This window comes from Bacillus sp. EB600 (assembly GCF_024494385.1).
Classification (GTDB): domain Bacteria; phylum Bacillota; class Bacilli; order Bacillales; family Cytobacillaceae; genus JAEVLT01.
On the sequence record NZ_JAEVLT010000005.1, the window covers coordinates 1 to 12634 of the forward strand.

Here is a 12634-nt window from a genome sequence, read left to right on the forward strand (position 1 = left end):
GTTTAGAAAACTTTTTAAATAAATCCATTTAAACAGAATAGAATTTGTAGAGGTCATAGATAATGTCGGATTTTTCGGAGGGCAGTTAGTTGGTAAGGAGCTTTTTAAGGGAGAATAATTTAAAGCCAAGAAGGTTAATTTGGTCATACGGAGATTTTAGCTAATTTCTTTCTTTTTCCAGTGGTTTATGATAAGGTAATAGAAAAGCGAGGTGTCACTTTGACAATTTATAAAGCAAAAAGAAGTAATCTTGGTACTATTTTATCAAAAAATAAAACAAAGCTCGATACGTTAGCAGTTAACACGGGGATTCCAAAGTCTACATTAGATGACTACTTAAATAAAAAGGTTATGAGTTTGAATAACGCAATGACGATATCTAGGGAATTAAATTGCAAGATTGAAGATCTATATGAATGGAATGTGAAAGAAGGGTGATGAATTACACCCTTTTTTTATTTGAAAAATAGTGCAAAAATTTCAAAAATAAAGTTAAAAAATCTATTGACATACGTTATTGTAAATGGTATTATAATTAATTTGATAAAAGTTTGAATCTATGTTATCATTAAAATACAATATGTGGAGGTGGATTATTTGTTTGAAATAGGCGATAACATTGTATATCCAATGTATGGAGTTGGCGTAATAGAAGGAATTGAAGAAAAAGAAATCCAGGGCAATAGCCAGAGGTATTATGTTATAAACATACCAACTAATAAACTGCAGGTTTTTATTCCAACAAAAAATATCACAAATTCAAACATACGTTCAGTTGCAGATAAGCAGTCAATGGACGTTGTTTTGGACATCTTTCATTATGGAGAAACGGATCGGTCATTAACTTGGAAACAACGATATAAAATAAATACGGACAAAGTAAAAACGGGTAATTTAAAAGATTGTGCTGAAGTTGTCCGTGATTTAATGCGAATCCAAACCGAAAAAACTCTTAATCCCAGTGAAAAAACACTGCTGGATAAAGCGAAACGGATTTTTGTTGGTGAACTGAGGTTAATCGAAGGAATTACTCAAGTGCAGGCTGATGATTTGTTGGAAACTTGCATTAACGCCTAAACGACCCCCTCAAATTAACTAGTTGGACCACGTCACGTTCCTATCTATATTCTACCTCTCCGTTTCACAAACTTACCTTTTCCCCCTCGTTTAGGTAATCTTCGTTAAAAAAGTCCCTCTAATCATGTCATTTACACACATTCATTTAAAACCAAAAGCTTAAAAATCAAAAAAAAGCAGACCCTTTTAAAGGATCTGCTTTCTATTATTAATCTATATTAGGCTTTTTTAACGTTAGCTGCTTGAGGTCCACGTGCACCTTTTTCAACGTCAAAAGTAACTTTTTGACCTTCATCTAATGATTTGAAACCTTCAGATTGGATAGCAGAAAAATGTACGAATACGTCTTCTCCACCTTCACGTTCGATAAATCCAAAACCTTTTTCTGCATTAAACCATTTAACTGTACCTTGTTCCATTATTTGTTGCCTCCTAGTGCGTTAACACACAGTAATGATACTATCCCTGCCCAAAGTGATCATAGATGAAAAGTCAAACACTTATACTATCCTGTACACCGAACAAAAATAATTCTTTATTATCATAACAGAGATAATAAGGGAAAGCAAACTAAATCTCCCTTTGGAAAGTGATAAATTCATTTTTGTTCATAAATACTGAGCAAAAAAGTATGCTTTGTGCTTTTATTCGGTACGTTAAATTGGTAATATAGTTCTAGAGTATTTTTGACTTCAATATATATATAAATGGACAAAGCTATGTCATAATATAATGGCTAGTAGATAGAAAAGAGGTACAAAAATGAACGTGGTATTACAAAAAGGTCGAAATATTTTGGATAAATATATTGGCTTTTTCTTTGTTGCTGTCCTACTCCTATGGATCAAAACATACATAGCCCAATTAACACAATTCAAATTAGGAATTGAAAGTCCCTATCAACAGTTTCTTCTATTAATTAACCCATTAGGAGCTTCTATACTTTTCTTAGGACTTGCTTTCTTTTTTAAGGGTAGAAAAAAGTATATTTGGCTATTAGTCATTTATTTCATCTTATCCTTACTGTTATATAGCAATATTTTATATTATCGATTCTTTAATGACTTTATTACATTACCTACATTATCTCAGACCCAAAATTTTGGTGATGTAAGCAGCAGTGTTGTCTCCTTATTAAAACCATATGACTTTTTATTCTTTATTGATTTCCTAGTACTGAGTTGTTTGCTTGTTTTTCATTTGGTAAAAATAGAAGTGAAAGATGTGGAACGCGGAAAAGTATCTGCTATCTTTTCATTATCTTTGGCCCTTACTTGCGCAAATATTGGATTAGCGGAAATAGATCGTCCTGAATTGTTAACAAGGGGCTTTGATCGAAATTATATTGTGAAATATTTAGGCGTATACGATTACACAATTTATGATGCTTTGCAAAGTACGAAAGCATCTGCAGAGAGGGTCTTGGCGGATAGCAACGATATTACAGCAGTTCTTAATTATACAAAATCTAATTATGCTGAGCCGAACCCTGCGTACTTTGGTGCTGGAAAAGGAATGAATGTTGTCTATTACCATCTTGAATCATTTCAAAATTTCCTTATTAATTACAAATTACATGGGGAAGAGGTTACACCGTTTTTAAATTCATTGACAAAGGATAATAATACGATTTATTTTGATAACTTTTTCCATCAAACAGCACATGGGAAAACATCTGATGCTGAATTTATGTTAGAAAATTCGTTATATGGATTACCACAGGGTTCGGCTTATATGACAAAAAGTTTAAATACATTCCAGGCAGCTCCAGGTATTCTAGGTGAACAGGGTTATACATCTGCCGTCTTCCATGGTAATACAGGCAGCTTTTGGAATCGTAATGAAGTTTACAAATCATTTGGTTATGATCATTTTTTTGATTCCAGTTACTATAAAATGGACCCTGAAGATCTTGCCCAATATGGGTTGATGGACAAACCGTTCATTGAGCAATCGATTCCACTTTTGGAAACATTGCCGCAGCCATTTTATGCTAAGTTTATAACAGTTACAAATCATTTTCCATTTCCGATTGACAAAAAAGATGCAACTATTGAACCGGATAATACCGGTGTTCAAACAGTGGACAGGTATTTCCAAACAGCCCGTTATGCAGACGAAGCATTAAAGCAGTTCTTTGGATACCTGAAAAAATCTGGATTATCTGATCATACCATTGTTATTATTTACGGTGATCATTATGGAATATCAAAGGATAATGATAGTACAATGAGTCAAGTGCTCGGTAAGGAAGTTACACCTTTTGAAAGTACCGGTTTACAGCGTGTCCCATTATTTATTCGTGTACCTGGAATTAAAGGGGGAGTAAATCACGAATATGGTGGCCAAATTGATGTTCTGCCAACCCTTCTTCACTTATTAGGCGTCGATTCAAAAAAGTACGTACAATTTGGTACCGATCTGTTATCTAAACAGCATGATAATCTTATTCCATTCCGAAATGGTGACTTTGTAAGTCCAACAATCACATCGGTAGACGGGAAATTTTATGATTCGACGACGGGAACAGAATTAGGGGAAGACAAATTAGCTGATGCTAAGAAGGATCAGCAGATAGTAGAACAAAAACTATCTACCTCGGACAAAGTTGTAAATGAGGATTTATTACGCTTCTATACACCTAAAGATTTCATTCCAATAGATCGCAGTAAATATAACTATCATCAGATTCAAAATAATCAATCAAACCGATAATTTAAGGGACTGCCTGAGAAACGTTTCTCAGGCAGTCTTCTATTTTTAATGAACGTTCTTGAAATTAGTTTTAACAGGTAACTGTTCAGTTTTTTGAAAACTATTATACAAAGATACTTCGAGTATGAAAATACATTTAAATTATAGTATTATGGCAACAGTGAAATTTTATTATTAAATATACTGAGGAATATTCTTAATTCCGATGATGCAAATGGAGAGCGAACAATATGGAAACATGGAAGCGTAATTTATGGGTACTATGGATTGGTGTTTTTTTTACTGCAGCAAGTTTTTCGATGGTCGTTCCCTTTTTGCCACTTTTTCTACTGCAAATAGGGGTTCACCAACATACAGAAATGTGGTCAGGGTTGATCTTTAGTTCTGCCTTCTTTGCAGGAGCAATTTCATCACCTTTCTGGGGAAGTGTAGCTGATAAATATGGAAGAAAACCAATGATTATTCGGGCAGGTTTTGTTCTGTTTGTAATCTATACCTTAATGGCATTTGTAACAAATCCTTATGAAATATTAGGATTACGAATTTTGCAAGGCTTATTAAGCGGGTTTATACCTGGGGCAATCGCTTTAATCGGCACCAATACGCCAAAAAGTAAAGTAGGCTATGCGCTTTCCCTGATTTCTTCCGCTGCTGCTTCAGGTCAGATTGTTGGGCCCATTCTAGGCGGGGTAATTGCTCAATTAGTAGGGAATCGATTTGCATTTGCAAGTGCAGGCATAATTGTATTTATTTCCACATTCCTAATCATTTTTTGGGTGACTGAGGAAAATTTCATCCCTAGTAAGGAGAAGGGGTCAATAAAAAATGATTTTAATGTGGCATGGAACAATCGTCCCTTACTGTTAGTCCTTAGCTTAACAGTGGTAACATCTCTTTCGGTCATGACAGTTGAACCGATTTTACCTCTGTATATTGTTAAATTAGGCGGATCTTCTGACAAGGCTTCCCTTTTAGCTGGAATCGTATTCTCACTACCGGGAATCGCAAGTGCGTTATTTGCCCCATTCTGGGGAAAATGGGCAGACAAGGTTGGTTTTTATCGAGTGCTGATCATTGGGTTTCTGGGCGGAGGGATTGGAATGTTGGCGCAAATCCTATTCAACCATATTTGGGGATTTTCGATTATGCGCTTTGTGTTTGGTGTATTCTTCTGTGCGGTATTTCCTGCATTAAATGGTCTCGTCGTTAGGTCTACCGCAGACAATTTCCGGGGCAGAGCGTTCGGATTGAGCCAAACGGCTAATCAAATTGGCGGGATGATTGGTCCAATGATCGGAGGATATATTGGCGGGATTTTTCCAGCGCAAAGTGTCTTTCTTATTACAGGAATCTTACTCTTACTAGCAATGGGATTAGCATATCGAAAGGGTAATGATTTAAACCACAAATTGAAGATAAAAGAATTACCAGGAGAGTAAAGAAGCTTGCTACCATGCAAAAAAAAGAAAAGGACACGTGACATCTGCGACAAAGTCAAATGGTATTGTTCACTCTATGCCATTTTGGGACCAAGTATTTAAGGAAGTTAAGGAAGACTACCCAAATATCCAAACTGCATCCTACTATATTGATGCATTAGCTGCCTTTTTCGTGGCAAGACCACAAATCTTTGACGTAATTGTAGCCAGCAACCTGTTCGGTGATATTTTAACAGATATAGGCGGGGCCATCATGGGAAGTATCGGGATTGCTCCCGCCGCAAACATCAATATAAATGGTAAATATCCGTCCATGTTTGAACCTGTTCACGGTTCTGCTCCAGATATCTTTGGAAAAGGAATTGCAAATCCAATCGGACAAATATGGACAGCTAAAATGATGCTTGATCACTTCGGAGAATTCGAATTAGGACAAAAACTTCTCGATGTTGTAGAAGAAGTAACAAGTGAAGGCGTTTAACAGGCGCCTGCGCTTTTGTTCTTATCTCCATACTATTTTGAGTTTTCAATCCCTGAAGGTTTCCCACGGTTTTCTTTATGTTATAATAGAATCAAACAAAATTACTGCTTTCTTAGCACTTCATCTTTGTAATAGGGGGTTCGTGGAATATGAGTAACGAACTATTGTTGTCAACCGAAATATCAATAAAAGACAAAAAGAAAACGTTCATTGGGAAAGTTGTCCGAACAGCAATCATGGCAAATACTAAAGTCATGCAGGTAAGAACTGCAGATGCTGAGGACTATTATCTCGTTTATTATAGAAAGTCGTTTATCTTTGGGGATAATTTGAACAACGTCACCGAAGGTTCGTTTATTGATAAGGCCTTCCAGGAGGGAATCGTTTTTGAATCAGCCCACCCAATGCTATCAATCTTGATCCCCAAACAAGCCATTACGATTCCAAATCGAAGCAAGTTATTCCCACAGTTGCAAACCCATTTTTCTCCTCAAGAAATAGCCTATATTGCCACAACTCTTGACTCATTCTTCGAAAAAGCTGCTCTTTCAAAGCTAATTGAACAAATATATTTTGACCACAAAAGAAACGGAAAGTTTATGAAGGCTTTTCAAATCCTGCAAATTTTATCAGAGTTTATGCCACAGTTAAAATCTGCAAACGAGCGTATGTCTTCGCTTGAATTCAGTTCTTATCATGATTTTTATCATTCCTCAAATTTACCTGCAATTTTAAAAAAGGATCCTCTTTACGTTCAGCTCTACTGTTTCAAAAATCGAAATAATCCAGATGCCTATATATTTTTAGAAAATATCTTAAAATCCAATGAATCCTACATCGAAATGATTGTGCTTTGGCTGGAAAAAGTCAGACGATTCCAAAAGGCTGAAGAAATTGATTCCTATACAAGGATTGCCCGAAAATTTCTCACCATGAAAGAGTGGATCCTCATTTTAGCAGAGGAGAAAGTAAATCCATTTCAAGTACTGCCAGAGGCAAAGGCAATCATTGAGGAAATCATAATGGCAGGAAATTATGAAGAGGCAGCCACTTTTCTATTGAAATTTATGAACGATCTTCCTGTCACATATGACAGCATCCTGAAAAAACTTTGGGAAAATGTAGATGCTGAATTTGTTGGATCGCATTTAGACCATTTCATATCGATTCTTCAAAGACAAGGCAACGAAGAAAACCACAAACAATCAGAAGCACAGGTTTACCAATTGATTGTGAGCATGTTGAAGGGATATGATCTTAAAACGGTTTATGATAAACTTCAACCACTGCAAAAAGTTTTACCGCATTCCTTGATCTTCCGTAAATTGAGTAAAATGGCAAAAATGCTGGAGGATCCTGATCGAATGATGGAATTGGGTGATTATTTTGCGGAGTTTAAACAATATGATCCTGCCATTGATTGCTATTCCTGGGAAATGGAGCTTAAGCCCCAGGACCCTGATCCGGTATGGAAGATTTTTAAAATGTACCAGCAAAAAGGAATGGCGACTGAAGCTGCTGCTTATCAAAAAGTATTTGCTCAATTAAAAGAAATTCAGGAATCGGTTTAATAGAAAGGTGCGGAGACTTTTTTTGGTCCCGCACTTTTATTTATGTCCAGCTTCAGCGCCTAGCGACTAGTGCACTTTTCGCTAAACAGGCGCTTCCGCTTTTGTTTTTGCCGTGGCAACGCAGCCCTGTCCTAGTTTTTCGGCATAGATACGACAAATGAAAATTATCTAAAAAGTTTGTTGACAAAAAAACGCTTTCTCGTTATTATAATAGCAGAGATCAAAAATTTACGAATGGCATTCGCCAATGTCGAACAGAAAGAGGAATTTACAAATGACTGAGCGTTTGATTCAATCAGTTGAAAGGGCAGCCGATGTCCTGGAATTATTTTTGAACTCTACAGCTGAACTAAGTGTAAAAGAAATTAGTCAAGAACTAGTCTTATCAAAAAGTACCGTTCATGGAATCATCAAAACGTTAGAACATCGGGGCTATCTACAGCAAAATCCTGATGATTTGAAGTACAAGCTGGGGATGAAATTATTCGAACTGGGTATTGCCGTGGAAAATCAACTTGATATTGGAAAAGTTGCCCATCCGATTATTGAAAATCTTGTGGCAGAATTGAATGAAACCGTTCACTTGGTCGTACGCCAGCGGGATGAAGTGATCTACATTGAAAAGGTAGAAGGGCCGCATACTTTACGGATTTACTCACAGGTAGGCAAACGGGCTCCATATCATTGCACAGGAGTTGGTAAGGCTATTCTCGCCTTTCAAGATGATGCGGAAATTGATAGGGTTTTATCTAAGGGTCCTTTGGAACCGTACACGGAATACACTTTAACCGATAAAGTGGAAATTAAAAACCAGTTAACATTGATCCGCAACCAAGGGTATTCAATTGATGATGAAGAGATTGAATTAGGACTCAGATGTGTTGCTGCACCAATTTTCAATCATCAAGGGAAAGCAATTGCATCTGTAAGCTGTGCTGCACCAACAATGCGGCTTGATGAGGAAATGCTTGCTAAAGTGATTAAAGGAATTAAACAAGCGGCCGCTGATATCTCACATTGTATAGGGTATAAAATCAATTCTGCTATATAGCTTTAAGCTGCAGATTGTGATTTCACTAATAAATACTAAAAAGAGTAACAAAAGGGAATAAGGAGGAGAATTATCTTGGCAAAATTAAAAGCAGCTATTATTGGCTCAGGTAATATTGGTACAGACCTTATGGTCAAATTAGGAAGATCAGAATACTTAGAATTAACTGCGGTAATCGGGATTGACCCTAAATCAGACGGTTTACGCCGTGCAAGAGAAGCAGGTTATGCAGGTATTGACACAGGAATCGACGGTTTCCTTGCAGACTCTAATTTAGAAGCAGACATTATTTTTGACGCAACAAGTGCAAAAGCACATATTTACAACGACAAAGTATGTCAAGAGCGTGGAATTAAAATGATCGACTTGACACCTGCTGCAATTGGACCATACGTATCTCCAGCAGTAAACATTGACGAACATTTAGATAAAAACAATATTAACATGATCACTTGTGGTGGACAAGCTACTATTCCAATGATTCATGCAATTAACCGTGTAGCTAATGTTGTATATGGTGAGATCGTTGCTACTATCTCCAGTAAAAGTGCAGGCCCTGGTACTCGTGCTAATATCGATGAATTTACTGAAACAACTTCAAAGGCAATCGAAGTAGTTGGCGGAGCTGATAAAGGTAAAGCAATCATTATCTTAAATCCTGCAGAACCTCCAATCATGATGCGTGATACTGTATATGCACTTGTTGAAGAAGGAAAAATGGACGAACAAGCAATTCGTGAATCAATTGCAGAAATGGAAAAAACAGTTCAATCTTACGTTCCTGGTTATCGTTTACGTACTGAACCAATTTTCGAAGGCAATAAAGTAACTGTTCTTATTGAAGTTCAAGGCGCTGGAGACTACTTACCAGAATATTCAGGTAACCTAGATATTATGACTTCTGCTGCTGTTCGTGTTGCTGAAGAGTTTGCGAAAAATACAACAAAGGAAACAGTTTGAGCTGTAGAAAGGGGATAAAAAAATAATGACAACTGAAAGAGATATTTTAATAACTGAAGTAGCTTTACGTGATGGAAGCCACGCTGTTAGACATTCATATACAGTAGACCAAGTAGTTAGTGTAACAAAAGGATTAGCTGATGCAAATGTTCCTTATATCGAAGTAACACATGGTGATGGTTTAGCCGGATCTTCTTTACAATACGGTTTATCAAAAGTAAACGAAATGGAATTAATTGAAGCAGCAGCATCTGTTGCTGGAGATTCAAAAATCTCTGTTCTTTTATTACCAGGAATCGGGACTTTAACTGAATTAAAAGAAGCAGCAAGCTTAGGTGCAAAAATGGTTCGTGTTGCTACACACGTAACAGAAGCAGACGTAGCACCACAACATATCGCTATGGGAAAAGAATTAGGAATGGAAGTTGTTGGATTCCTTATGATGTCACATATGGCTCCTGTTGAGAAATTAATTGAACAAGCTAAATTAATGGAAAGCTATGGAGCAGATATTGTATATATGACTGACTCTGCAGGTTATTTTCTTCCTGAACAAGTAACTGAGCGTATCAGCGCATTAAGACAAGAACTTCAATGTGAAATTGGTTTCCATGGCCACAATAACTTGTCAATGGCAATGGCTAACTCTGTTGCAGCTATTCAAGCTGGGGCAACTCGCATTGACGGTAGTGTTCGCTGCTTCGGTGCAGGTGCTGGTAATACACAAACAGAAGCTCTTATAGCTGTTTGTGAACGTATGGGAATCAAAACAGGTATTGATTTATACAAAATTGAAGATTTAGCTGAAGAAGTTGTAGCACCACTTCTTCCGGTAACACCAACTATTACAAGAGAAGCAATCACACTTGGCTATGCAGGTGTATACTCAACATTCGCATACCATGCAAAACGTGCAGGTAAACAATTTGGAATCGATGCTCGTGATATCTTAATCGAATTAGGAAAACGTCAAGTTGTCGGCGGTCAAGAAGATATGATTATTGACGTAGCTGCAGAACTTGCAAAAGCAAAAGGTGCAGTAGCTGCAAAATAAGTAAATGAATCTCTCAAAATGGTAATATTATTTCCTTTCACTATAATTTAAGGGGTGAGATCGCTTAGAGCATCTCACCCTTCTTCTATTTTTCATCAATCAATCATCCCTCTTAACTTAAAACTATTAATATGTTTGAAATAATAAAATTCTTTATTTAAAATAGTAATATAAAGGAATAACTGCGCTTACAAATTATTTTAGAAAGTTTTAAACATATTACATAATTATTAAATGAAGAATAATAGGCAGGTGAGTAAGCATGGAAATAAAGATCTCTGAAAATAGTTATAAAGATATTGTTGCAGATACAAATGAGCGTAAAATTTTGGCATCGGCATCAGCTTTTGGAATTCTTCGCCAGCAATTGGTTGAGTATATTGGAATAGATCGAATCAAAGGATTTATGTTTCATTTTGGCTGGGGAATGGGCGTGGCTGATGCCAAAGAGGCTATGAAAACTGATTCCTCGTTGGAATATTTAATTAAGCAAGGACCTATTTTTCATATTACGAATGGCCATATCAGTGGGATGAACCATAACTGTGAGGTCAAACTGGATGAACAGAAAAACATTATGTCTATAAACGGAAAGGGAATTTGGGTTGATTCCTATGAAGCAGCCCAACATGTAAAATTACATGGTATTTCAAAAGTACCAGTTTGTCATACGCTTACTGGTTATGCAAGCGGTTATATGTCTACAGTTAGCGGACAGTCCTTGCTTGCGAAAGAACTAACATGTGTGGGCAAGGGAGATGCAGAGTGCAGCTGGGAAGTTAAGCCACAAAAGGATTGGAAAAGCGGCCTGCAGGATGATTTAGATTCATATAATGAAATGCCGATTGTGAAGGAATTGGAATATACGTATGAGCAATTGCTGGAGCAGCAAAATTTTGTCACTAGATTAGCCAGTTTTCAAAAAAAACTGACGGAAGAGGTATCAAACGGAAGTAACTTGCAAGAGATTGCAAATTTGGTATATGACATCGTTACCATTCCGATTATGATTGAAGATATTGACCACCGGACGATTTCGTATTCAGGTTTGCCGGAAGAAAAATATCTGGAACTAAAAGAAGATATGGAAAACTTTTTTCAAGAAAATGCCTCAAAAGACTTTTTTAATAGAAAGGAAAAGCAAAAATTACCATTCCGTAAAAAAACCATAAAAACATCAATCCAGGAACGTTTAATAACCCCAATTCTAGTCCAAAAGGAGCTAATTGGATACTGCGAATTTATTTATGAAAACGTAGAAACGAATCAGCATGATGATGATTATTTGTTTTTAGATCGTTTCGCTAATGCGGCTTCTCTTATTCTTTTAAATGAGAAAACTAGTTTTAAGTCGTTTGAAAGAATGAAGGGAAATTTCCTTGAGCAAATCCTAGATGGCCAGTTACCCGAAACTGAAATCATCAAGCGGGCGAAATATACAGGATTAGACATGACACAGCCTTTTTATATTACCGTTATGGAGTATATGAAGACGGAAGGTACGATCGAGGAGGAATTTCTCTTACAAGAACAAATTTTTGAAACGACCTTCCACTATTTTAATGCAAAAAAACACAATATCCTTGTCGGCCAACGTGATGGAAACATGATTTTATTCATTACCAACGAGACTTTCAAGAATAGCTCAATCACTCTTCTGATAAATGAATTTCATGATTATATGATGAAAAAATATCCTAAGGGTCATTTTAAGTTTGGCATTAGTAATTTAGGTGAAGCTATTACGAAGGCTTCAAAAAACTACGAGGAAGCGACAATTGCCTTACGATTAACAATTGGGAAGAAAATCGTTCCATTCAATTCATTAGGAATTGTCGGTGTATTGATAGACTCAAAAAATGTGAGCGGGATTAAAATGATTGCGGAGCAGGAGCTCGGACCTTTATATAATACAAGTGATCTAAAAACAGTTGAACTGCTTAAAACATTATACATTTTCTTGTTAAATGGCGGGAAACTTGAACAAACAATGATTGATCTTGCTTTATCGATGAGCGGACTGCGGCACAGAATTAAAAAGATTGAGAGTTTGCTGGAAAAAGATCTGCGCGATCCAAACGAGACACATCAATTAATCTTGATTATTAAATCATTAATTGCCATAGGAGAATTAAATATTGACTAGAACTATGTAGTGGAAACCTCCAGATTTGATATCTGGAGTTTTTTTTGTCGTCTAGGAAATTATAAAAAAATTACTTTTTGATAACTTCGAATGAAGTTGATCAGCTTTTGTTCCGAAACACAGCGATATTTATCACACAT

10 protein-coding genes and 1 pseudogene are annotated in these 12634 nt (G+C 36.4%); 10 read left to right on the forward strand and 1 reads right to left on the reverse strand.

The genetic code is table 11. The features are described from left to right. The first annotated feature begins 219 nt into the window (after window positions 1-219). A complete protein-coding gene (locus JN080_RS07245) occupies window positions 220-438 on the forward strand; it encodes a helix-turn-helix domain-containing protein (protein WP_256235270.1) in 219 nt (72 codons plus the stop codon). Window positions 439-582: 144 nt separating this feature from the next. After that, window positions 583-1077 (forward strand): CarD family transcriptional regulator, encoded by a 495-nt coding sequence (locus JN080_RS07250; RefSeq protein ID WP_256235271.1) that lies wholly within the window; start codon window positions 583-585, stop codon window positions 1075-1077. A 218-nt stretch (window positions 1078-1295) separates the two neighbouring features. Here the strand turns inward: JN080_RS07250 and JN080_RS07255 are convergent, their stop codons facing one another. Next, window positions 1296-1496 carry a cold-shock protein gene (locus tag JN080_RS07255; protein ID WP_256235272.1) on the reverse strand — a complete coding sequence of 67 codons (201 nt, stop codon included), beginning with the start codon at window positions 1494-1496 and terminating at the stop codon, window positions 1296-1298. A gap of 343 nt (window positions 1497-1839) precedes the next feature. Here JN080_RS07255 and ltaS point away from each other — a divergent pair, with 343 nt between their 5' ends. The 8 genes and pseudogenes from ltaS (at window position 1840) to JN080_RS07295 (ending at window position 12494) form a co-directional block, all read left to right on the forward strand. Further along, window positions 1840-3792: a lipoteichoic acid synthase gene (ltaS, locus tag JN080_RS07260; protein ID WP_256235273.1), complete on the forward strand. Its 1953-nt coding sequence runs from the start codon at window positions 1840-1842 to the stop codon at window positions 3790-3792. A gap of 230 nt (window positions 3793-4022) precedes the next feature. Beyond that, complete coding sequence (locus tag JN080_RS07265) at window positions 4023-5231, forward strand: MFS transporter (RefSeq protein ID WP_256235274.1); 1209 nt, start codon at window positions 4023-4025, stop codon at window positions 5229-5231. 16 nt (window positions 5232-5247) lie between these two features. Next, window positions 5248-5709, forward strand: a pseudogene (locus tag JN080_RS07270) (isocitrate/isopropylmalate family dehydrogenase); the annotation flags it as partial. Between the two features lie 152 nt (window positions 5710-5861). Further along, entirely contained in the window at window positions 5862-7283 is a 1422-nt protein-coding gene (locus JN080_RS07275; protein WP_256235275.1) for a hypothetical protein, read from the forward strand. 274 nt (window positions 7284-7557) lie between these two features. Further along, entirely contained in the window at window positions 7558-8334 is a 777-nt protein-coding gene (locus tag JN080_RS07280; protein ID WP_256235276.1) for an IclR family transcriptional regulator, read from the forward strand. A gap of 75 nt (window positions 8335-8409) precedes the next feature. Beyond that, window positions 8410-9294 carry an acetaldehyde dehydrogenase (acetylating) gene (locus tag JN080_RS07285; RefSeq protein ID WP_256235277.1) on the forward strand — a complete coding sequence of 295 codons (885 nt, stop codon included), beginning with the start codon at window positions 8410-8412 and terminating at the stop codon, window positions 9292-9294. 25 nt (window positions 9295-9319) lie between these two features. Continuing rightward, a complete protein-coding gene (gene dmpG, locus JN080_RS07290; RefSeq protein WP_256235278.1) occupies window positions 9320-10348 on the forward strand; it encodes a 4-hydroxy-2-oxovalerate aldolase in 1029 nt (342 codons plus the stop codon). Between the two features lie 262 nt (window positions 10349-10610). Next, complete coding sequence (locus JN080_RS07295) at window positions 10611-12494, forward strand: XylR N-terminal domain-containing protein (protein ID WP_256235279.1); 1884 nt, start codon at window positions 10611-10613, stop codon at window positions 12492-12494. Window positions 12495-12634: the final 140 nt, after the last annotated feature.